The sequence below is a fragment of the Microcoleus sp. B3-A4 genome, from assembly GCF_036705385.1.
GTDB lineage: Bacteria > Cyanobacteriota > Cyanobacteriia > Cyanobacteriales > Microcoleaceae > Microcoleus.
In genome coordinates this window covers 64,163-86,970 of the sequence record NZ_JAUBUI010000008.1, presented here as the reverse complement: position 1 = coordinate 86,970, position 22,808 = coordinate 64,163, and the positions used below count along the sequence as shown (strand labels likewise).

Sequence of the window (22,808 nt, the reverse complement as noted above, 5' to 3'; positions counted from 1 at the left end):
CAAATTTTTATTTAACTAGCTAGAATGGGATTTAAGTAAACATCTATCTACAGATAGATATTGAGAGAATTGGCTGACTTGATAAAAGTCGGCGGTTGAAACCGCTCAAGAGTCAAACTTTCGTCCCTCTCGCTTGAGACTACAGAATCAACGGGGTATTAAAGCCGGATTTTGTATTACACACTTTTGACACCCAGCAACCGGGTTTTTTATAGCAACCGCCAAGATGATTAGGACGTTCTTAATCGCACAAACATAAACGGTTGATTGCAACTTCTTCCCTATTCCCTATTACCTATTACCTATTCCCTATTCGTTCTTCCCTAAGCTGTTCAACATTTAAATTGTGTGTCAAAAATCAATAAAACTTTTGTGGGACGGGCTTCTAGCCTGTCCCGAATTTCCAATTTAAATGCGTAACAGCTTATTCCCTATTCCTTCTTCCTTCTTCCTTTTTCCGTGTATCCGTTACATCCGTTACAGAATCCGCTGCCGAACTTCCTTCTTGCTTCTAAATACAAAAAACACCGCTCCTCAAAACAGGAGAACGGTGTATAGGGGGTGTTATGGGTTGTTGTCTGGGATTAACCTTAACAAATCACGATCGGCTGGGGCTATGCCTTGTGATGGTTCAAAAATTGGCACAAACCTGCATGAGCGCCCGCCGCTCGATCGACCTTTCGACCTTTGCGATTAGCCCAACCATTCCACAACAGCATCTTCCTTAGTATTGGTGCGCCGTTCTGGAGTTTCGCGGTTGAATTTCAAGTGGATGGCGCGGTTTTGTTCGCCGTCTGCTGCTACTGCAAAAATCGGATAGTCGATTAAGCCGTCTTGGAAGGACATCTGGAAGCGGAAAGTGCCGTCAGCATTGAGTTTAATCGGCTGTCCGCCTACGTAGACGGTAGCGTCGGGTTCGGTGGCACCGTAAACGATCAGTTCGGCATCAGCAACTAACCAGAACTGGCGGGGGCGCATCGGGGCGGCGAAGCCAACTCCCGACATACCAACACCTGACATACCGAAACCGGACATCGTGAGGCCGGACATACCGACACCCGACATGGTGAGGCCGGACATACCGACACCCGACGCGGTGAGGCCGGACATGGTGGGAGCAGCCCACATTCCGACGCCGGAGGGGAACACGTAGGAACTTAGAGCTTGTTCGTGGATGCCGACTTGCTGGACGGAACCGGCGACGTGCTGCATGGAACCGAAGACAGAACCCGCTACGCGCAGGGATTCAGCAGATTCTGCCATGCCGAAGATTTGTTCGTAGATGGCGTTGCTGGTGCTGTAACCATTGCCATTGACTGCTTGTGCGACTTTCTTGGCCGGAGGAACCAGTTCCGCGAAGGTTTTGCCTTGCAACTCTTCTTCCCAATCGAGGGTGATGAATTGATCTTCAATCCAGTCGCTGGGATAGACGGGAGGAACGCGGACTTGGGCCGATCGAGCTAATACCAGCCAGCGGCCATCTGCACAGCGGTAGCCGATGTCGATCGCGTAGTCCCGATCGCTCACGGGGATTGGCACATACCATTCCCGCGCCAGTTCGTCGCAGGGATATTCTTGAATGCTGTGCGGGCTTTGGTTGTCGAGGTTAACATCTGTAACGTCGTAGATCCGCAGGGCGAGTTGCTGTCCTCCTTGGCGACGCAATTCTTCTTTGCGATCGTTGGGGATGTCCCAGTAAGTGTAGGCCCATTCAGGGTCGCGGGGCATTAAAACAACCCGGCTTTCGCCGTAGCCGTTGGGCAAATCTGCTAAACCTTCATCTACAGATGACAAAGAACCGCCGGTTCTATCTTCTTGACCGAGTTCAAACTTTGCTGCTTCCACTGCTTCTTGTGCCTCTAGTTTGCGAGATGGACTGTATGAAAATTTGGTGCGCTGAATTTCTTGAATTGATGCCAGAAGTTGCGATTTCCGCATCCGGCTGTAGCGAGAGACTCCACATTCGCTAGCAACTCTGCGGAGTTGTCGCAAAGTCATCTCTTCTAATGGTGGGCGTTCTTTTGCCATGAGTTTGTTCTCCACTAATTTGGGATGGCGGGTTAGATTTTTCGTTTCAACACAAATGTGTTGACTTTTTGAGTTAGAAACTCTTTTAAATGCAAATATGATCGAGCTTCCAAATCTCTCCAACCTTTGAAGCCTTGCTTGTTTTTAGCTTGTCTTTTCCCGAATGCGATCGAGGGTTGTGACTTCTTGGCTTCTGCGCGCACCGTCAGATCTAAATAAAGCTTTATCTGTCGATTCTTGATTGACAAGATCGATTTTGTGAGTGCGATCGGTGCTGCTAGCAACGCTGTGCTGGCAGCACACGCGCTATTCGACTCCCAGGGCTGCTTAATCCAAGCATTTCTTTGGGATCGCTTTGTCATGACTTAATGTTGCAGACAAGTTGCGATCGGGTCAAGGGGTCTTTTGCCTCAATCCTGGGTAGTTATACGCATTTTCGTGATTTTGGGGATCACTTTGTCAGGGAATCTTGACATATTAGAGGTTTGGGGGATCGATGTTGAAGCGAATGTCAGGATTGGATGACAAATGGGGATAGGGGGCTTTTGATGGGTTTGGAGGGTGGGGGCGATCGTTTAGAATGGATATGTCTTTGCGAATATGACAAAGTGGAAGACTTTCTATATAATCCTTCTAACAAGAAGGCTTCGCGCGAGCATCCCGATTTTGCAAAAATATTAGACTGCAAATTAACCATTCAAGTAGGCACAACGCAGTTGTAACATTTGAGAAACACTTTCAGATTTCTACTGTGAAGAATGAAATTTTTAGCCTTGTACCTATCTGCTTGACGGCTGATTCTACCGCTCCCGATCCGATGGAGGCTGGTTGGAATTACTGACAAGTCTCATTCAATCCGATAACAACTAACTAACATCATTCTTCATTTTCAATCCTCACCTGCCAAGTCTCCAAAGTAGTACCTATTATTTTATCAAGATTTGTCAAAGCATTAAAATAGGCAATTCTCGCATTAAGTTCTGCATTTCTAGCATCTATTAAATCCTTCTGAAGATTCACAATATCGATACTCCGAGGACTTCCCACTCCCAATGTTCTTTTCTCTTGCTCTATTTTTAATTGCTTTTCCGCTAACTCCCTTGATTTTTGAGCTAGTTCTACTTGCTTAAGATTCAAATTTATATCTCGAATTGTATTTTTGACCTCAACTTCCAGCTTTTGATTGTACTCCTTTAACTTATTCTCAGCTTGTAATAGCTTAACACGACTATTCTGAAACTCTCGCTCAATTTCTCTATTTCCAAATTCGCGAGTCAAAACCAGTCCCGCTCTCAAATCCGAGCTGCTGTCTGAAAGATTAGTAGCATTATTATTATTATTAATACTTGCATTTACATCCAATTGCCATTTTCGATTATTTTCCGCTACTAGCAATTTATATTTAGCGATTTCCCGCTCGATCTGTACTTGTAAATAATCAGGACGATTTGACAGAGCTAATGGTAGAATATTAGAGAAATCCAGAGGGTTAGTCTGTACGGCAGCATCTTCTCTTGCTATTATATTAAGATTGCGATCGAGGTCTAGAACTTGCAGCAGTGCTAATCTTGCCTTCTTCAGTTGCTCCTCACTAGCTAATACTGTCCCTTCCCGATCTGCCACAGCTTTTTCACTTGTAAAAATCTCAACTTTTGCTACCCTTCCTGCCTCAATCAAAACCTGATTAATCTCCAATTGCTGACGGGCACTTTCCAGAGAACTTTGTGAAATTTTAACTTGTTCCTGAGCCTTAATCAACTCTCGATAGGTTAAAATTACTTGAGTAATTGTATCAATTAGCCTCGATTTCAAACTCAGAATATTTCTTTTTTCACTCAGGCGAGCAATCTCAATTGGTGCTCGATTGACAGCAACTCCAGCTCCCCTTAACAGAGGTTGGGTAAAATTTAACGTGAGATTTTGACTTAAAGAACCTTCACTATTAATGCCAAAACCATTCGCATCTTGTCCTTGTTTACTACTCCAAACAAAACTTATATTCCCTCCTGTGGGAATTTTGACACTCACCTGGGCCGATAAATCGACTTCGCCAGTAGTGGCGACTCTTCCCCCATTCCTCCAACGAATTGATGACACGGATAGTCTCGGTGTAAAACTAGGGACAAATAAGCCTTCTGCTACGGCTAAATCTTGTTTTTGGACGATGCGTTCGAGGTATTGATTTTTGATATCTCTGTTGTTTTCTAAGCCTAAAAATACAACTTCCTGGAGTGTCAGTTCAACCCCTAATTCATCCGCTATAAATTGCTGTTGAATAGTTGGCTCTTGGCTATTTTCCGGTATGGGTTCTGCTGTTATTTCTGGATTTAGTGGAGCTTCAGAAATTACTATTGATTCTGGTTGAACAGGTTTTTTTTGAGTAGTAGAAGTTGTTAATACTTGGGAATTGGGAATTGGGGATTGGGAATTGGGAATTGGTGAGGGTTTGATTTTACTTGTTGGATTTTCGCCGGGGAATTGAGGAATAACTATTCTCTGGTTTGTAGTTAGCGTTTCTCTCTGATTTGGGGGTTTAATGAGCGCCTGATTTTGCGGTGGATTTTGGATGTGTGGGAGATGTTTTTTAGTGGTAAGTGGCAGAATTTTGGGCGGGATCGCAGATTTAGAGCTAACATCAGTTTTGACTGTTGAACTCGACTTAAAAGCAACAGCAAATATCGCCAATAGCCCACAGCTTGCAACCATAACTAGGCTAAAACGAAATATCCAAGGAATCTCGTAGCGAGCAGGGGAATCGCTATTTGGGAGATAATCTTCGTGCGGTTGCTCAGTCATGCTAACTCCAGTTATTTCTGCAAGTAATGCTATGGCGATTTCCTACGGGATGACTACCCTTGACGCAGCGCTTTAACAGGATCGAGTTGACTAGCTCGCAGAGCCGGGAAAAATCCCGCTCCTACACCCACCGCTAATGCCGATCCTAAAGCCAAAGCTGCTGTGTTGCTGTCAAATTTATAAGGCAACTTAAAAACATCCGCTACCACCACCGTTAACCCGTGTACCGTCACAATAGCAGCAATTCCCCCCGCTAAACTCAGAATTACTGCTTCTAGAATAAACTGCAACATTATATCTCTCTGAGTAGCCCCGATCGCACGTCTCAAACCAATTTCGGGGGTACGTTCCATCACCGCCGCGATCGTAATATTAGCAATACCAACCCCTCCCACCAATAGCGAAATTACCCCCACTGCCAATAGTCCCTGTGAAGCAAGTTCCAGAATTTCCTGCTGCTCCAAAATTTTCTTAACATTGTTCCAAACATAAACATTTGCCTGGGGAAAGCGCTGCTTCAAAAGTTTTTTTGCCTGCTTTTCCATTCCTTTAATATCTTTAAGATTGTAAGGGCGCACCGAAATTTCCTCAATTGTCTCGCTACCTGTCATCGCTTTGTAAACCGACATCGACACCCACATTTCCGCTTCGGGTTTGCCAAATAAGCCTTCCTTGCTCTCCATTACGCCAACAACAATGTAAGGTATACGGTTAGCATAAATGCGCTGATCTACAGGTTTGATGCCACCTTTAAAAAGTTGTGTCGCCAGTATTTCATCAATTACCACTACAGGTCGATAATTAGCGAAATCATTAGGGGAAAAAAAACGCCCCGCCATTAATCGCCGCCCCGATGTTAGTAAATGATCTTCAGAAACAGCGAAGATATGAGTTTGCGCTTCTTCAGCCTGAAATATAACTTTTTCGTTATAACCCAACCCATTTGCGGCGCTAATCGCCTGAATTCCTTTCAGCCGATGCCGTAAAAATTCCATATATTCTAACTTCAAACCTAAGTCATCCTCGCTACCGATGTTAAATTGAGGTGCTTCTCGCTTGGCCAGTTGTTCATCAATTACGGCGCGACTAATATTGCCTACTTGCAGCGTTGCGCTGACCGCAGCTACACCCATAAAAACTCCGACTGTAGTTAGGGCAGAGCGCAAAAGATTGCCACTTAGGGAAATGCAAGTAAGGCGGAGGAGGTCTAAAGGAGAAAGGCTCATAAGTAATTAAAAATCAAAAATCAACATTTCGTACATTAATAAAATTAGCTAATTTGATCCTACTCTTTAATTTTTATTCCTGATCGGCACCGTCTGTTTTTTCTTTCTTTTTAGTTGTTTTTTCTTCCTGAATAGGAGTTCCTGGCTTTAAGGAAGGTTCAGGAGGGGGTATCACAACACTGTCACCTGGCCGCAAACCCGAAGTTACTTCTACCTGAGTTAACCCTTCTAAACCTAATGTAACTGACCGTTTCTGGGCTTTGGCTTGACTGTCACGAATCCACACAAAAGGCTTAGACTCCGATCGCACAATTACCTCTGTATCTAAAACTACTACCTTCTGGCGCTGCTGCAAAATTATCTCCACATTCACTTGACTCCCTGGAATCAAAGTCCGGGTTGGAGCATCGAGTCTTACCGTTGCAGGAACCGTTGGTTGACTGCCTTGATTAGAGTCGTCATTTCCTTTACTATCACCACTTTGAGCAAGAATATACAAGCTTTCTACTCTTCCTGAAAACTGCTTAGGATTGGGGCCAATAATGCTGATACGGGCGGACTGCTTGGGTCTAACTTTAGCAGCATTGAGCGTAGAAAGCTGTAGTTTTACCAGTTCTTGTGAAGGGTCGCCTAATGTCAAAAGCTCTTTTCCCTGCGGCACTCCGTCGCCATTTTTAACTTGAATATTAAGTACCTTGCCATCAATAGATGCAGTCACCATATTGTTTTTTAGTTCCTGTTCTTTTTTTCGGTACTCAAGCAGAGAGCTTTGGAGAGTGGGGCTATGTGTAGCAACCTCTAACTGAGCTTGTCGCACTCCTGACTCAGCAGCGATCGCTTTTTCCTGAAGATCTTGCTCTTGATCTTGTCGCTTAATTTGCCGACTTTTGAGTTCGAGCAGATCGGTGTTGATTTGAGACTGTGCCTCTCGTAAACTGACTTTAGCCTTGCGAACTTCGTCTTCTTGGGATCGCACCTCATTTGCCGGAATATAACCTCTTTCAACTAAGGCTTTTTGCTCGGTAAGTTTCCGCTCAGCAGCAGCCAAAACCACCTCAGCGTCAACAACTTTTTTGCGATTATTTGCTAAGGCAATTTCCTGCTTTTTGATTTCTAATAAATCGTTATTTTGCCCGGATTTATAATTTTGAAGTCTCCCTTGGGCGATACTGAGAGTTTCCTGGGCTGCGACAAGTTTTTGGCGTGAGCTTTCTAGAGTGAGTTTTTGTTTTTGAATCTCCAACTCTTGCTGGCTGAGAATTGTTTGTTTTTCGGGGTTACGAAGAGTGATTAAGTTCTGACCAGATGTGATATTTTGCCCGATTTTTACTAACACTTCATCAACAGTAGCATTAACGGGAGATGTAAGAGTTTGTTGACCAGCCAATTCAATAGTGCCGCTTTCATTAAGCGTATCTTCAATATCGCCAAGTTTGACGGGTATCAAGCGCACTCCTATGGGTTCGGGAGGTCGATTTTGATATAACCCGTAGGCAAATAAGCCGCCGCCGATGCCTAGAGTGAGAAAACTCGACCACAGTAGCCATTTGACTCCTGTTTTGAAACTATTGTTTTCTTTATATTTCACTGTCAACTCCTCCCCTACAAACTGTAAATAACTGTTAAGCGTGCGCGATCGCCCTTTAACCGTTTTGGTTACTGTTTGGATAAAAAAATGGCAACTTTGGGGCTGACATATTCTAGCATCTGTTGACGTACTACTTTCTCTCTTCCCTTCTAAGGTCGCTATTTCTTCTGAATCTGTATTGCCTTCTAAGTCTGACAACCTGGAACCATTGCCAGAAAAAATGCTGGAATATAGCCTTTCTCAGTAACATGAGGTGCTCTTGGGGATTGGGCATCGGGCATAAAAGCATGGGGCATCGAACTAGCCCGTGTATTTCACTTTCTTGAGAACCGCTATACATCGCAAATGGAGCCATTTTGGGATGGTTAATCGATCGCAAAAACCAGAAAGTCGAAATATACAGGCAAAGTCGGGATGTCAATATTAGATAATCTCAACACTTTGTCAGGGGAAGATGTGTTACCGGGATTTGTCTTAGATTTAACAGATGTTTGGTAATGACACCGAAAGATTCACCAACCGCAATATAATAAATTAGAGCAGTACATCAATCCCAAATCTCAAATCCCATGCCCCTAACGCTTTACAACAGCTTGACCCGTCGCGAATCACCTTTTGAACCCCTCGAACCACGAAAGGTGCGGATGTATTGCTGCGGCGTTACGGTATACGATTACTGCCACGTGGGCCACGCCCGCGCTTACATTGTGTGGGACATGGTGCGGCGTTATCTGATGTGGCGGGGATACGATGTGCGCTACGTGCAGAATTTTACAGATATTGACGACAAAATTCTCGATCGCGCCCGCGAAACAAATTCAACAATGGAAGCCGTGGCGGAACGCTTCATTGATGAATATTTCGTAGATATGGACAAGCTGAATATTCTCAGGGCCGATGAATATCCCCGCGCCACGCATACAATGGACGGCATTAAACGGCTGATTCACGAATTAGAAAATAAAGGTTATGCCTATGCTTCCAGCGGCGACGTTTACTACAACGTGAGGCAGTTTGCCGATTACGGAAAACTTTCCGGCCGCAAGTTGGAAGAAATGCAGGCTGGGGCTAGCGGTAGATTAGAAACCGTAGAAAGAGAAGCTCAAAAAAAGCAAGATTCCTCTGATTTTGCTCTGTGGAAAAGCGCTAAACCGGGAGAACCTGCTTGGGATTCATCTTGGGGAAAAGGTCGCCCCGGATGGCACATCGAATGTTCGGCTATGGTGCGCGATTGCTTGGGCGAAACTATTGACATTCACTGCGGCGGTTCCGATTTAACTTTCCCGCACCACGAAAACGAAATTGCTCAATCTGAAGCCGCGACGGGCAAGTCACTTGCTAATTATTGGATGCACAATGCTTTTGTGACGGTCAAGGGCAGAAAGATGTCGAAATCTTTGCACAATTTTATTACAATTCGCGATTTGTTGGATGGGAATTGGTCGGGTGATTTGGAATCTAACCCCCCCCAGCCCCCCCTTGGTAAGGGGGGGAGTAAGAGTGAAAGCGAGAAGTCAAAAGCGGTGGAACCGATGGCGGTGAGGCTGTTTGTGTTGATGGCGCAGTATCGCAGTCAAATAGATTTTACCGAAGAGGCGATCGCCTCCGCAAAAAATGGCTGGCATACTCTTGAAGAAAGCCTAGTTTTTGGTTCTGTGCACGGTCCCCAATTGGGCTGGGATTTAGATAAAATTCTGAAATTGCCCATAGTGGAGAGTGAGGCTGTACAGCAATTTAGAGCAGCAATGGATGATGATTTCAATACTCCTAATGCTTTAGCTGTTATGTTTGAATTGGCGAAGGAATTGCGGCGCGAAAGCAATATAATTGTACATGGGGGAAAAACGGAAATGCCTTCGGAAGTGTTGCAACAAAAGTGGCAGAATCTTGTTAAGTTAGCCCGAGTTTTAGGATTTAGCATAAGCTTCCCGCTAAGTGCAACTCTCTATACCGATAACTCGAACATGAGTATTAATAAACTTGAAGTGATTAGCGGATTAACTGATGGGGAGATTGAGGCGATGATTCAGCAGCGGAAGGAGGCCCGGAAAGCTAAGAATTTCGCTGAGGGCGATCGCATTCGCAATGAACTTAAGGATCGGGGCATTACTTTGATCGATCAAAAGGATGGTACAACCATCTGGCACCGGAGTTGAAATTTAGAGTTTTTTAACCCCAGATGAACGCGGATGAACGCAGATGAAATTCCATCCGCGTTCATCTGTGTTCATCTGCTGATATCTGCCGTTAAAAACTCCCATTGACAAACTCCGCAACAGCCGCGACAAATTCTGCGGTGGATTCATAAGGCAAAACATTGCGCCCCGGCATTAATAAACCTTCCCCATTGGGAAAATGGGCTAAATATTGCGCTAATCTTTCATCCGGTTTCTCTTCCTTACCCGCTTGACTGATGCTTGAGGCTTTTTCTCCCATCACAACGAGTACGGGGCGATCGAACTTTTGAATTGTACCGCTATAATCCTGGCGCCAAAACCCCGCTAAAAACGAGAAAACGGCGTGACGGCTGTCAGGATTTGCTGCCCCAGCCTGCAAAGCATCCAACCATTCGCTGTCCACTTGGGCCGCATGGCCAAACAGTTGTTTCACTGAAAAAGAACGCAAAAACTCAGCGCGTCTGGCGTAGCGGTAAAAAGCGTTTCCCAAGGGAGAATTTAACAAATTCCAGACAATTCTTTGCTGTCTTTCGGTCGAATGTTTGTTCATCACAGCCCAAGCGGGAGGCCCCGCGAGGACTAAGCCGCGAATTAAATTTGAGCCGCTTTCCTGCTGCATTTTTGCTAAAGCCAAGCCTACAGACAGTAAAGCACCTTGCACGAGTACGATCGCAGGTTTTTTGACTACAGTTTCCAAGAAATACTGCAACTGTGCGGCCCAATCGTCTGGATAGCAAGCCACAGCCGGCATTTCGCAATCGCCGCAGCCCAACAGGTCGGGATTGTAAATCGGATTAGTGTTCCCTGCTTGGTACCAATTATCACAAAATCTATGCCAAAAGATTCTTGACAAACCAACTCCTATCGGATGAATTAATAACAAAGGGATGCTATCTTCTGTCGCAGTAGTTGGGTTATAAAGTTCATAAGCACACCGATAATTTTGCCATTCGTAAAATAGCGTTGGTGACTTTATAGAGGAAATCGGGGAGAAATTTTGGGTGGAATATTGTGGTTGCATATTATTTTTGTGGTGCCGATGTTACTTTTTATTATAATATGAGTAGGTGTGGGTTTTACCCGACATATATTTGGTAACTGACAAGATAAATAAACCCGCCCTGCGGGAGGACATAAGCGCGAATACAAACCTTTATTACTTAATTATGTCAGAACAGCGGATAACTATTTCTTTACCTAACTTGCTGCTAATTGTAGCATCGTCCTTGCTGCTAGTGCTGCTGTGGCAATTGCGGAGCCTGCTAGTAATTCTAATGATATCAGTCGTGCTGGCTGCTTCGATCGTCCCGATCGTTAATTGGGCCCAAACGATGAGGGTTCCGCGCTGGCTGGCGGTGATTATGGTTTATTTAACTCTCATCGGTGGATTTAGCGGGACGGTAGTGTTAATCGGCCCCACGGTAATCGAACAAATAGAGTTACTGCTGCGACAGTTACCACTCTATGTTGAAAGTTTGCGAACTGTGGCAACTAATTTATTGAGTCGCCTAACCGACGATGCCCCAACCTTGGTGGGTCAGTTGGTGGACACTCAATCGCTGACTAATTGGCTGATTCGATCGAGCCAACAACTGGTTTTGCGATCGTACAGTTTAACGAGAGGCATTCTAGGTGGGGTCTTCAGCCTAGTTTTAGCATTATTTATTTCAGGTTACATGGTAGCCGACAGCGACACACTAATCAAAAGTTTGGTGCAATTTTTCCCTAAACCTTGGGACACAAGATTAGCCGCACAAGCCGCGCCAATCGGTCAAAGAATGGGGAGTTATATTCGCGGGCGAGTGTTAGTTTCGGGCATTTTAGGGATATTTATTACCACAGGTTTGAGCATTTTGGGAATGCCGGAATTCGCTTTAGGCTTGGGTGCGATCGCAGGTGTTACCAACTTGATTCCCTTCATCGGCCCAGTGTTGGGAGCAGGACCAGCATTAATAGTAGCCTTAGCTAAAGGTGGCTGGGTACTTTTGTGGGTATTACTGTTATTTGTAATTATCCAGAATTTAGAAACTTACGTACTAGATCCTTTGCTAGTTGGTTCATCGGTTGGGGTGCATCCTTTATATCAATTGCTGTCTGTATTGGGCGGCGTTCAAGTATTAGGAATTATTGGAGCTGTAATTGTGCCGCCTTGGTTTGCGGGAGTGGCAGCTTTGATTGAGAACTTGTATTTAAAACCAAAACTTAGGAGCGAACATCGAGAGGCAATAGATCAGGCTAAAAATAATTCTGACTTGCCACCTCTTACACCTTCGGCGTGATAGCAGCTTACGCCTTGAGAATTACAACGCAGTAGACTCCAATTGCAAGCATTTGCTCACCTCTGTGGAAATTATCTGCGTTTATCCGTGTTTATCTGCCTTACATCTGCCGTTGACTATCAATCAAAGATTCATGCAATAAATCTAGTACCAACAAGTCCGCTGACTAAGGATTAATTGCCACTTCAATGCGGCGGTTGCGCTGCCGATTAGCATCCGAACTATTGTCTACCGAAGGGCGACTTTCCCCATAGCCGATCGCCACCCAATGATACTTCTGACCTAGCACACCAGACAAATACTGCACCACAGCCTGAGCCCGCGCAAACGACACATTGCGATTGTCCCCCGCTTCCCCCGCGTCGTCAGTGTGGCCCGCAACGCGCACAGTTGCCCCCTCGTGATTGCCCAACTCCGCCACCAAATTGTCCAAAATCGCATTCGTTCCCGCGCGCAAAGAAATGCTGCCAGTATCAAACAAAACATCGCTGGGTAGAGTCACCATCAGCCCATCCCCCCCAAACACCGGATTATTCGCATTCTGTGGCGTAGTATTCACCGTTTCAGGGTTCAGACTCGGGCTGCTGCCGATCGCCGGTAAAGCAGGCGCAACACTTGCCGCCGTTTCCGACCCCGCCAATTCCCGCGACATCAACTGCAAACGCTTTTCCAAAGTTTCCGTCGGGCGGCTGGTGCCCAACTGACTCTCCAAAGCCGCCGTGCGACCAATCAGCGCGTTGAGTTCGCCCTGCAACTGTCTCAAATCCGACTGCAATTTCTCTCTCTGGGCAGGACTGACTTTTGACTGGGGAGTAGGTGTAGCGGTTGGTGGCGGAAGCGCCGGAATTGGCGTTGCTGGGGCGCGTTTCGGGCTGGAGGTCACATTTTGAGTAACACGCAGCAATCTCTCTGCCAGCGGCATCTCCGTCGCGCCTGACGGATAAATTTGAGCGATCGTCATCCCCAAAACCCACGCAAAACCGCTGCCCACCCCCAGCAGCAGCAGTCGAAAAATCAGCGACAGTACAAGCAAACCTTTACCCCGCGACTTGGAGACGCGAGTGGGGGGGATTGAAGGTTTTTGGTTAAAAGATCGCGTCATATTTCATCCCTCTCGGTGTACATACCAGATTAATTTCGATACTATCTTACCTATCCGATTGGAAATTTGAGATTTGAGATTTGAGATGTGCCCTCCCATCTAAAATCTAAAAAAGAAACCCGGTTTCTATAAATCTGGGGTTTAGTGACGAAGCATCGAGGCAGAAACCAGGTTTCTAGTCTGTTGCGTGCCAGCCTGAATCTGTTGGATTTTTCAGTAAAACTTTTGGAAAAAAAACCGATGACTGACCCTTTAAATAGTCCTTATCCCGTTCCTTGGGAATGGATTACTGCCACTCATGCTAAAGTGAGTTCCACTGCCGGCACAGGCCTCCGCTATTATCGCAGTCCATCCCTAGTTTCAACTAACGGCCAATACGCAGCTTACAGTCGAATTGAGTTGCAAGTGCAGCCGGAATTCTCCCGGTGTCGGGTTAGCAGTGTCATGTTTGTGGAAAATCTCAAAACCGGCGAACTGCAAACAGTGGCGGCTGCTTCGCCACTGGCAGAAAGTGGGATGTATGCTAGCGATGATACAGATATGTCCGGGACGATCGCCATTTTAGTGCCTGTTTCTTGGAATCAAGACGGTTCCCGCATTCTTGCCCGCGAATTTGAAGCACTTTTCAACTCTTCCGATATGTCCGACTACGGTGTCATTTGGGACAAAAATGATAATTACACTTATACCGTTGCTCCCGCTCGCAGTCTTTACACTCATGCTGTATTGTTGGGTTGGAGTCAAGTTTGTCCCGGAAAAGTTCTGTTCCGCGCAGGCAATTTGGGCGATCGATCTTGGCCTCTTTGTGCCGTTGATATGACAGGGCAAACGGTAGCAGTCACCGAGGACAAACCCCTAGTTTTCGGCAGTCAAGCCAGCAAAGACTGGATCGAACCTAAAACTCGTTTTTAGATATTATGGCGGTATTCTCTTTAATCGGGCCAACAATTTTTTTAGTGTCAGGTCAGTCTTTAAACCAATTCATTTTGACCTTGGGGCTGATTACTTTAGCTGTTGTTTTTGGTTTAACAGCATTTATTTTTATTCGCATTTTCCTCAATTGGTTGCATGGAAAGTTGGAAAACACTCGCCTTTTTTTTAGACGCCCGTTAAAAAAAAATACTGGCTCTTTAACCGCTAATATTTCACAACCTGAAAAGGTTTTTTTAGAACCCCGGTTCGTAGAAAGTGACGGCAATTTAACAGCTACTATTTTTGGAGGCAAAAGCCATATTTCAGAAGCGCTTGAGCCGGAGATAATCTGTGAAAATCCAGCAGCAGTTGCCTACCTCTACAAGCCGATCGCTCTTTGGCACGGGCGCTTAATTTTGCCGTCAAAGGAAGACCGCCAGCCCTACGGTTCAGTGTATTTGGAAGTGATAAATGCACCCAAAAAATATCAATATTTCATTGGCAAAACAGCATTTTTGAAATGGAGTACAAATCGCGAAGTACAGTTTTTTGTCCACGCCGTAACCCAAGATCTAAACTTCACAAAACAGGCTAAAAATAGTAAAAAATCTGGCAATATCCATCCAGATAGATTGAACGGCTGGCGAAATGTCGGCCCTTTAGAAACTCTAGCAGGCAGCAGACTCGAAGACAGCGTGACTGTGATGCTACGCAGGCCGGTGATTGCGATTAATTATAGCAGCAGCGATCGCCAGGAACTCACGATCGATCGCGAACCAGTACAAATTATCGGACGTTTCTGCGCCTTAGTCTCAATTTTACAGCGAAAAGAAGCCGACAGCGACAAATTTATTGTCCGGCATTTCAACAAAACATCTCAACAATTTGACGGCGCCGCTGAAATAATTCGGATTCCCCAAGTACAGCCAGACAAAAATGGCGTAGCGAGGTTTACCAATCACCTGATCGAACAATCCCCCTTAAATCCAGACGGCTGGTACATTTACGGCGAAAGAGACGAAGACAGTATATTTGTAGTGCAGGCAATCGAACCCCGCAAAATTGCCCAATTAACACCAGATGAAACACATTTTGGCCTCAAAAAATCTCTCTCTTATTTAAACTACAAAAATTGGGAAAATACACCAGCCCAAAAAGGGCAAGCAAAAAGAGTATTGTTAACCCCAAATGAGGCTACAGAAAACGATTCCATCTCTCCTTGGCAAGAAGGAGATATCGGGATAGTGATTCACAGTTTCGGCGGTATCGGCGGCAAAAAAGGCGAACGGCCGCCGCTGGGGATTGTCACGGGGCATTTTGCTTTGGGAGTAGCAAAAGTAGTGCGCGATCGCTTTACCAGCGAACTGCGTTTTGACATAGAATACAAACAAGTTTACGCCCACAATCCCGACGGAATTGTTGCCGGTTCCAGCAAATGGCAAAGCTACATGGGAGACTTGCAGCGCGGCTGGTTGGGCGATCGCCCGGTTTGCGATATCATCTGTAAATTAGATTGCGTGTGTTGCGACTACGATTTTGACGGCATCACCTTGTCGCCTTTAACCGAATTAAACCAGCAACTAGATATCATGATGGCCCGTTACCGCAGCGGAGACGGCACCGGCGCAAGTTTAGTCACGCCAGCAACTTCTTGCGTCCAAGATTCAAGTCAGGCAATTTACGCCACAATTAAAAAAATTACTTCCGAAATAGAGTCAAATCCTCAGATTCAAGACTGGTTGAAAACACATCCCACTGACGCACAAACCCAAAGGTTTCACCAGTTAGTAGCTTTAGGAGAGAGTTTAGAAAAAGTATTAATGCCCCTCGGCATTGTCCGTCCAGATTGGCGGAAAAATGCAAGATTGGCGGGGATTGATGCGGAACTGAAAAAAACCTTTTTTGTCGGTATAGTGAACCTGATAAAAGCTGCTATTAGTTACCGAACAATGCTGCCCAGGCGCACCCAAGATGAAATAGCCAAAATTTTCTTAAAACAGGGAGCATTTTTGTGGATAATTCGCACAAATCAAGTTGGAGGATTTGACCCAAACATTGAGCCAATCGCACCAACAGGGCTTTGAATCAGCAATCAGTTTGTAGATGATTCGGCGATTGAAATCGCTACTAGAAAAACAAAGCCTGCCTCCGCAGACTAAGAGATTGAGGGAGCATTTAAGCGGGATTTGGTATCAGTCAACAGTCAACAGTCAACCGTTAACAGTCAACAGTTAACCGTTAACAGTCAACAATCAACCATTACCAAGGAGTGACTTGAACAGTGCCGTCTGGTGCCCAAACTACGCGGAAATCAGCCAGCGGTTCCGCAGGTGGCCTGGTGCCAACCGGTTTGTAAAGCAACTCCGACAACGGCGTTTCGGATCTCTCGACTGCTGCCGAATTTTCCGGCTTGTAACCGACAATCGCCCCGTCTTGGGCCACACTCACCCGATAAACCAACTCCGCATCAACCGGAGGCTTATCCTTTACAACTCCGTCAATTTGCTGGGAAAGTTTTCCCCTCAACAGCTCAATTTGCCCTGGATCGGTAATTGGCGCGGCTGCCACCTCGGGGCTTGCCAAACCTTCAGCAACAGGACTCGGCGTGCTTTCCGGTGAAGTGCTCGACTGCGGTGTGGCGCTTGGTGAAGCGTCCGACTGCGGCGCGGGGCTCGGAGTCGGCGAAATCGATTCAGCGTTCGGAGTTTGAGTCTCAGGCAGCAAACCGCCCGCAGGGGGCGTGGGATTGGGATTAGGCGAACCCGATCCGCCCGGATTCGGCGTCCCTTGATTCTGGCCCGCTGGATTGGGCTGTGGCACCGGATCTCTCTGGCGCTGGACTTCCGGCACCGGCACCAAGAAAAACGCCATCGCAGCCAAAGCCAAACTCGACACCCCCACGACAGCAGGCAAACTCCGCTTCGCCAAAGGTTCGGCTGACTTGACGTAACGCTTGGAAATTGGGGTTAATTGCAGCGACAATTCCGGCAGCGTCTGGGTGTCGGCAAAAAACTGATCGATCGCCTCTACCAAGTCAAATAGCTGTACCGTCGTCAAATCAACTTTTGCCGACAGTTCTGTTTTTTGATCGATTGGGGTTGGGCTGCCTGTGGAGGCGGGTAGAACGGTCAATCGGTGCAAATTCCCGTCAATTCTGTGCAACTGCACCATACCCACATTCGGGCCGTAGCGATCGGGATAATGCACTCCGCTCATAAATTCTTGAGCGTAGCTGCTGACGGCCCTCACCAAGCTTTCAAAAAACTCTCGTCCCCCGCTTAGGGGCTCGCCCAGACCGGTCACATAGCATTCAGCGCTCATTAATATCGAAAGCACCGGCCTTATATCTAACTGACTGGGTGCGGAACCATCGCTCAACCCTTCTAGAACCAGGGTGCAATTTGGCAGACTGTACTGACGCCTAATAGTCATTTTTTATTCAACTTCTCCATCAAACAGGCTAACCCAGAAGCGCTGCATTCCGGCTGTGCCTGTACAAAATAGCAGTTTGCTCAACAAGTTCAAAGCTAGTTCGTTGAGCTTGTCGTCGGAATCGTAAGCTGCGACTAGCGATCGCTTGGGGTTCATGCGCGATCGAAAGTGAGCTCTAAAACGTTCTAAATACTCGGCCAGCGGCAGGTTCTGGTTGAGGGGGATATTTCTCGATCGCAACTGCTGCGAGTCTAGCAGCAACTGGCGAATTGTGGCGGTTAACTTGCGCGCCATATTGCAGGCGATCGCCACCAGCGCTTTTGCCTCCACCATAGTAAGCGAGCGGCGCTGGGTGTAGCGTCTCAGCGGGTTAGTATTCCGCATCAGCCAAAGGGCAACCCGATTTTTGATAATTGATTCCAATTCCAGTTCCTTGGACACTGCCAGCATTTCTTCGGCACCTCCGAGATACAAGGCTTCGATCGCCAGCAACATCAAGTCAATTTGTAATCTGGCTCGGCGGGGACATCCCCCATCGGAAGGCGACAAGTCTGGCAAACTGTCTAAAATTAACGGGTTTGACTGGGTAAGCGAAGTTTCTGACGGCATTAATATCACGGCAACATCCATTCCAAACAAACTATACGGGCACGGGGGGTCTTGAGCAAGACAAATTCTCAACCAAGAACTTCTCTGGGATACTTTATTTTTATCATTGACTTTTAGGCATATTTTCTAATTTAGCAGCAACCGACCGTCACAGGCGAGCTCCAGCGGGAGTTCGGTTGCCCATTCCCCCACCCCCCCCACCGCTTTGTGATTCCTTGCTTCATGAGGGGAGAAGGGGAGAGTCGGAAAGCTACAAAGAATTACCCATTTCCCATTTCTTATTCTCTCTTGGGATCAATCAATGTTCCTGCTTCTGGGGTTGCACCGCCGCTTCTCTTTGAGCCGTAAAATCAGTAGCCGCCGCGTTATCAGTTAGACTAATTTTTCCCTTGAGGCTTTCTTGCTCCACAATTCCGCGCATTTTAACAGAACTGTTTTGACCGGTTGCTGTGGAGTCGCTGCAACCCGCTAAATTAGGAACCGCACCCGACAAGTTCAATCCTTGAGTTTCCCACTTACCAAATAGATAAGGTTTATCCTCGGCTGTTTTTTCCCTGACATCCCTGCTGCCCGATCGCAAATTACCGCTCAAATAAACACCCGATTGCTCGATTGTCAATACCAAAACATCAGAAGTCAGACATTCGGGCAAATTTTTAGGATCGAAGCGATAATTTCCCGCAATTGCCGGGGCCGCCTTTAAATTTGCTTCCCCGTAAGCAGTTACTACTTTAAACAGCAGTGCAACTGAGCCGATCGCAATCCCGTAAAATGCCAGCGATTTGAGGCTTAAATGATTCATTATCTTGGTAATTGGTAATTGGTAATCGGTAATTGGGTAAGATGCCCACTGCGCGCCCTACTCATGACTAATACTGAGTAGTTTGACTGAGTACCGATGCCAAGTGCGATCGCACTTTAACGTAGCACCGCGCAATCAGCAGCGAAGAATGACACTGCACAGCCAATTCATCAGTATACTGTCCCAAAGTTTGGCGCTCAATTCCCCACTCCCGACTCGTACCCGCAATAGTCAAATCAGCATTAGCAGAAGCCGCCACCACTGCTTGAATTGGCTCAGCAGCCTCCACAATCGGAGTTTCAATTCGCGATCGCACCTCAACCGGTAACTGATCCATCACTCGCTGAAACTCGTAACTCAGCTCGTTTTCAGCTTCCCCGCCAACAGCCACCCGCAGCACCGTCAAACGGCGTTCCTCGCTATTAACTAGCAGTCTCAGCGCCAATTCTAACCCCAAATCATCATGAATGTTTGCCGCGTAAGGTACTAACAAGTTATTCAAACTTTCCCGGCCTCTGTCAACAAAAATTGCTACATCCACCTTTGCGTTGCTGAGAATTTGACCGACACGCCCTCCCAAACGGTTGCTGGTAAAAGTAGGCCTGTGCCACCCTACTAAAATCAAATCTGCGCGATCTATCTCCGCAATTTGTGCCGTTTCCCGGGCTACATCATTAGTAACGCGAATGATGGGATGTACGAGTTTTCTTGCCTCGGGCAGTTCCAAACTATCAATCAACTCTGATAATTTTGAGCGACGCTCTTGAATAATGCGATCGGCTTCCGCAGGCGTACTTTCAAAGGCATAATCATCATTTAATTCTATCAAACTCAGAGGATGAACCGCCGCCGACTGTAAATCCTCACCACCCATAGCAGCAGCAGGCTGCGCCAGCGCTACCGCTAGTCGCAGTAAACCTTTCTGCGTGCTGGGGTTGGCAACAGGTACTAAAATTCGATAAATAGGCAGCAATTTGTTAGCAGTTTCTTCGCTGCTGTCAGCTAATTCTAAATCTTCTACTTCTGAATCCTCAGAGTTAACTTCGGAAATATCTAACCTAATTAACCGTTTTGGATAAGTCCACTCCAACAGAGGCGAAGTCATAAAAGTTGTCACTAAAGCCATGATGACTAACATCGTAAATAGCAGCGGCGAAACTACGCCCAAGGAAAGACCGATATTCAGCACAATTAGTTCAGTCAAACCGCGAGTATTCATCAGCCATCCCAGCGCTGAAGCTTCGCGGTTGCTGATGCCACAGACTCTGGCCGCAACGTAAGTGCCGACGTATTTGCCGATAATTGCCACTCCCAAAACTGCGGCGCACAGCAGCCACAATTCGGGACTGTTGAGCAAGCCGATTTGAGTCCGCAAGCCGCTGTAAGCAAAAAATATTGGCAGCAGAAATATTAGTACAAAGTCTTCGGTTTTTTCTGCTAATTCTCTGGTTAATCCCGCATTTTTCGGCATGGCTGCACCCAGCAAAAATGCACCGAAAATTAAATGAATGCCGATCCATTCAGTAATTAAGGCAGAAGCTACAACTCCCATGTAAATTCCCGAAAGCACTAACTGTGTTAATCTGCCAGTGCGGTTGTACTGTTTGGAAAGCCGCTGCAAGAACCAGCGGACTACAGTCAGCATGAAACCGATGTAAATTAAAGATGCAATAATTGTCGGCAAAGCACCGAGCATCGAATTAGTACGAGTAACTGCGATCGCCACTGCTAACAAGCACCAAGCTGTTACGTCATCTACCGCAGCGCAAGTCAAGGCCAGCGTCCCCAATTTGGTATTCTGCAAGTTGTGTTCTGTAATAATTCTTGCCAGCACTGGAAAAGCCGTAATTGACATCGCAGCGCCCAAAAACAAAGCAAAGGCGGTAAAGGAAACGCTATTATTTGAAACGATGGGATACAGCAGCAGCGCTAGCAAGCTTCCCAGGGAAAACGGCACTAGAATGCTGACATGGGAAGTTAAAATCGCTATATCTAAATTGCTTTTGAGATACTTGGGATTCAGTTCCAAACCAATCAAGAACATGAAAAATATTAGCCCCACCTCAGATAGCACGTTGAGGAAGGGAACGGCTTCGGCTGGAAAAAGTGCTGTTGCTAAATCTGGTGCAACTAAGCCAAACAGAGAAGGCCCAAGCATAATTCCTGCTACAATTTCTCCAATGACTTGAGGTTGTTTGATCGCTCGAAATCCTAAACCTACAAGTCTCGAAAGTGCGATGACAATTAGAACTTCAAGCAGGACGAGAATGGGTATGGGCATGGCGTTTTTAGCTTTGGGATTTTTGCGGATCGAGAAGGCAGGGTAGTAAAGCTGACTGAATTGCCGATCGAAAAAAATGGATACCAGCTCGATCGAAGGTAGAAGGCACAAGAGGCGCACCAACAACGCCATTCTCTCACAAGCCAACAAAGGCTTTGGCAACCTCCCATCTGGATTTTTCGTTTTTAAGAAGCGCTTGCAACTAACTGTAACCGCAGCCTGCACACCCCGCACCCAACCCGCGCACTAAATCTTACCTCCGGGTGTCAAGCCAACCCTACCGATATCAAATTTTCAGAAAAAGTAGGGCGCGCTGTGATAAACTAGAAAAGTTGTTTAAATTCGCACATCCGGGTTTTCGGGTGTTTCGAGGGCGCAAACCTTCAGAAATACGACCGGGTGGAGGATTAACCCGAATCAGGAGTTAAAAATACAATGCCAGTAGTCAGTTTGGCTCAAATGTTAGAGTCAGGGGTTCACTTCGGACACCAAACCCGTCGGTGGAACCCGAAAATGTCTCCATACATTTTTACAGAGCGCAACGGGGTTCACATCATCGACCTCGTGCAAACCGCTCAGCTTATGGAAGACGCCTACGAGTACATGAGAGTTGCCTCAGAAAAAGGCAAAAAGTTTTTGTTCGTGGGTACGAAGCGCCAAGCTGCCGGGATTGTAGCCCAAGAAGCTCAACGCTGCGGTGCTTATTACGTCAACCAGCGCTGGCTGGGGGGAATGCTCACCAACTGGACGACGATTAAGTCCCGCGTCGAGCGCCTCAAGGATTTGGAACGTCGCGAAGAAATCGGCGCCCTCGATTTGCTCCCGAAAAAAGAAGCTTCGGTACTGCGCCGAGAAATGGCAAAACTCCAGAAATATCTGGGCGGGATTAAATCTATGCGGAAGATTCCCGACGGAGTGGTGCTGGTAGACCAACGCCGCGAGTATAATGCGGTGTTGGAATGCCAAAAGTTGGGAATTCCGATCGTCTCTCTGTTGGATACCAACTGCGACCCGGATTTGGTTGACATTGCTATTCCGGCGAACGATGATGCTATTCGATCGATCAAGCTGATTGTCGGCAAGTTGGCTGATGCCATCTACGAAGGTCGTCACGGTCAGCAGGGCGGTGACTCTGAGGAAGACTACGACTACGAAGGTGGCTACGAAGGCGCGGAATATGATGTCGAAATCGAAGAATTGGATGACCCCGATTATGTAGATCCCGACGACGCCGCTGACGCTGACGGCGAAGAAACCGAGAGCTAGTATAGCCCTCGGAATCTGAAACCAAGCAATTAAAAATTAAAGATTGAAAATTAAAAATAATAATTATTTTTAGTTGGATATTTTTAATTTTTAATTGTACATAGCACGAGTCTAAGTCATTAGTAGAGTTCTGGCTAAAGCATTCATTGTGTCAGGGTCAGAATTAATTCTGGCGCTACACCTACAAAGTCGGTACTAAGATCGACTGGGTATTTCTTCACTCTGGTCTAATCATTAACATTAAAATTAGTGACTAATGACTGATGACTAATGACTGATGACTAATGAGTAATAACTAATTTTGATTGGG

The 22,808-nt window shown here is 46.4% G+C and carries 17 protein-coding genes and 2 pseudogenes; 7 read left to right on the top strand and 12 right to left on the bottom strand.

Annotated elements, in window-relative coordinates:
* Window positions 1-693: 693 nt before the first annotated feature.
* Together QUB33_RS06535 and QUB33_RS06530 are read right to left on the bottom strand one after the other, a co-directional pair.
* Window positions 694-2,028, bottom strand: coding sequence for a DUF4912 domain-containing protein (locus QUB33_RS06535; protein WP_333348721.1), 1,335 nt, complete (start codon window positions 2,026-2,028; stop codon window positions 694-696).
* 144 nt (window positions 2,029-2,172) lie between these two features.
* Complete coding sequence (locus QUB33_RS06530) at window positions 2,173-2,331, bottom strand: hypothetical protein (RefSeq protein WP_333348719.1); 159 nt, start codon at window positions 2,329-2,331, stop codon at window positions 2,173-2,175.
* Window positions 2,332-2,549: 218 nt separating this feature from the next.
* On the opposite strand from QUB33_RS06530, the gene QUB33_RS06525 reads away from it, so the two are divergent.
* Window positions 2,550-2,750, top strand: a complete 201-nt coding sequence (locus QUB33_RS06525; RefSeq protein WP_333348717.1) for a hypothetical protein — start codon at window positions 2,550-2,552, stop codon at window positions 2,748-2,750.
* On the opposite strand, the pseudogene QUB33_RS06520 reads toward QUB33_RS06525, so the two are convergent.
* The 4 genes and pseudogenes from QUB33_RS06520 to QUB33_RS06505 all read right to left on the bottom strand — a co-directional run.
* Window positions 2,718-2,859, bottom strand: a pseudogene (locus QUB33_RS06520) (ISKra4 family transposase); the annotation flags it as partial. The gene QUB33_RS06525 and the pseudogene QUB33_RS06520 sit on opposite strands and share 33 nt — an antisense overlap.
* Before the next feature lie 45 nt (window positions 2,860-2,904).
* Window positions 2,905-4,824, bottom strand: coding sequence for a TolC family protein (locus QUB33_RS06515; RefSeq protein ID WP_333348714.1), 1,920 nt, complete (start codon window positions 4,822-4,824; stop codon window positions 2,905-2,907).
* A 53-nt stretch (window positions 4,825-4,877) separates the two neighbouring features.
* Window positions 4,878-6,050 (bottom strand): ABC transporter permease, encoded by a 1,173-nt coding sequence (locus QUB33_RS06510; protein WP_333348712.1) that lies wholly within the window; start codon window positions 6,048-6,050, stop codon window positions 4,878-4,880.
* A 73-nt stretch (window positions 6,051-6,123) separates the two neighbouring features.
* Window positions 6,124-7,638 carry an efflux RND transporter periplasmic adaptor subunit gene (locus QUB33_RS06505; RefSeq protein ID WP_333348709.1) on the bottom strand — a complete coding sequence of 505 codons (1,515 nt, stop codon included), beginning with the start codon at window positions 7,636-7,638 and terminating at the stop codon, window positions 6,124-6,126.
* A gap of 335 nt (window positions 7,639-7,973) precedes the next feature.
* Here QUB33_RS06505 and QUB33_RS06500 point away from each other — a divergent pair.
* Together QUB33_RS06500 and cysS are read left to right on the top strand one after the other, a co-directional pair.
* Window positions 7,974-8,136: pseudogene (locus QUB33_RS06500) on the top strand (Uma2 family endonuclease); the annotation flags it as partial.
* 71 nt (window positions 8,137-8,207) lie between these two features.
* Window positions 8,208-9,794 (top strand): cysteine--tRNA ligase, encoded by a 1,587-nt coding sequence (gene cysS, locus QUB33_RS06495; RefSeq protein WP_333348707.1) that lies wholly within the window; start codon window positions 8,208-8,210, stop codon window positions 9,792-9,794.
* Between the two features lie 91 nt (window positions 9,795-9,885).
* Here cysS and QUB33_RS06490 read toward each other — a convergent pair whose 3' ends face one another.
* Entirely contained in the window at window positions 9,886-10,836 is a 951-nt protein-coding gene (locus QUB33_RS06490; protein WP_333348705.1) for an alpha/beta fold hydrolase, read from the bottom strand.
* 145 nt (window positions 10,837-10,981) lie between these two features.
* On the opposite strand from QUB33_RS06490, the gene QUB33_RS06485 reads away from it, so the two are divergent.
* Window positions 10,982-12,094 carry an AI-2E family transporter gene (locus QUB33_RS06485; protein ID WP_333348703.1) on the top strand — a complete coding sequence of 371 codons (1,113 nt, stop codon included), beginning with the start codon at window positions 10,982-10,984 and terminating at the stop codon, window positions 12,092-12,094.
* 166 nt (window positions 12,095-12,260) lie between these two features.
* Here QUB33_RS06485 and QUB33_RS06480 read toward each other — a convergent pair whose 3' ends face one another.
* Window positions 12,261-13,196 carry an OmpA family protein gene (locus QUB33_RS06480; RefSeq protein ID WP_333348701.1) on the bottom strand — a complete coding sequence of 312 codons (936 nt, stop codon included), beginning with the start codon at window positions 13,194-13,196 and terminating at the stop codon, window positions 12,261-12,263.
* A 240-nt stretch (window positions 13,197-13,436) separates the two neighbouring features.
* Between QUB33_RS06480 and QUB33_RS06475 the strand changes: the two genes are divergently transcribed.
* Window positions 13,437-14,108 (top strand): hypothetical protein, encoded by a 672-nt coding sequence (locus QUB33_RS06475; protein WP_333348699.1) that lies wholly within the window; start codon window positions 13,437-13,439, stop codon window positions 14,106-14,108.
* A gap of 44 nt (window positions 14,109-14,152) precedes the next feature.
* On the top strand, window positions 14,153-16,192 hold the full coding sequence (locus QUB33_RS06470) for an abortive infection protein (RefSeq protein WP_333348697.1): 2,040 nt from the start codon (window positions 14,153-14,155) through the stop codon (window positions 16,190-16,192).
* Between the two features lie 175 nt (window positions 16,193-16,367).
* On the opposite strand, the gene QUB33_RS06465 is transcribed toward QUB33_RS06470, so the two are convergent.
* From QUB33_RS06465 to QUB33_RS06450, 4 genes are all read right to left on the bottom strand, one after another.
* Entirely contained in the window at window positions 16,368-17,540 is a 1,173-nt protein-coding gene (locus QUB33_RS06465; RefSeq protein WP_333348695.1) for a DUF4335 domain-containing protein, read from the bottom strand.
* A gap of 3 nt (window positions 17,541-17,543) precedes the next feature.
* The gene (locus QUB33_RS06460; RefSeq protein WP_333348693.1) at window positions 17,544-18,170 is read right to left on the bottom strand and encodes a DUF3038 domain-containing protein; all 627 of its coding nucleotides are present in this window, start codon (window positions 18,168-18,170) and stop codon (window positions 17,544-17,546) included.
* Between the two features lie 277 nt (window positions 18,171-18,447).
* On the bottom strand, window positions 18,448-18,951 hold the full coding sequence (locus QUB33_RS06455; protein WP_333348691.1) for a hypothetical protein: 504 nt from the start codon (window positions 18,949-18,951) through the stop codon (window positions 18,448-18,450).
* Between the two features lie 67 nt (window positions 18,952-19,018).
* Window positions 19,019-21,457 carry a cation:proton antiporter domain-containing protein gene (locus QUB33_RS06450; protein WP_333348689.1) on the bottom strand — a complete coding sequence of 813 codons (2,439 nt, stop codon included), beginning with the start codon at window positions 21,455-21,457 and terminating at the stop codon, window positions 19,019-19,021.
* A 210-nt stretch (window positions 21,458-21,667) separates the two neighbouring features.
* Here QUB33_RS06450 and rpsB point away from each other — a divergent pair, with 210 nt between their 5' ends.
* Entirely contained in the window at window positions 21,668-22,498 is an 831-nt protein-coding gene (rpsB, locus tag QUB33_RS06445) for a 30S ribosomal protein S2 (RefSeq protein ID WP_006635115.1), read from the top strand.
* Window positions 22,499-22,808 lie beyond the last annotated feature (310 nt).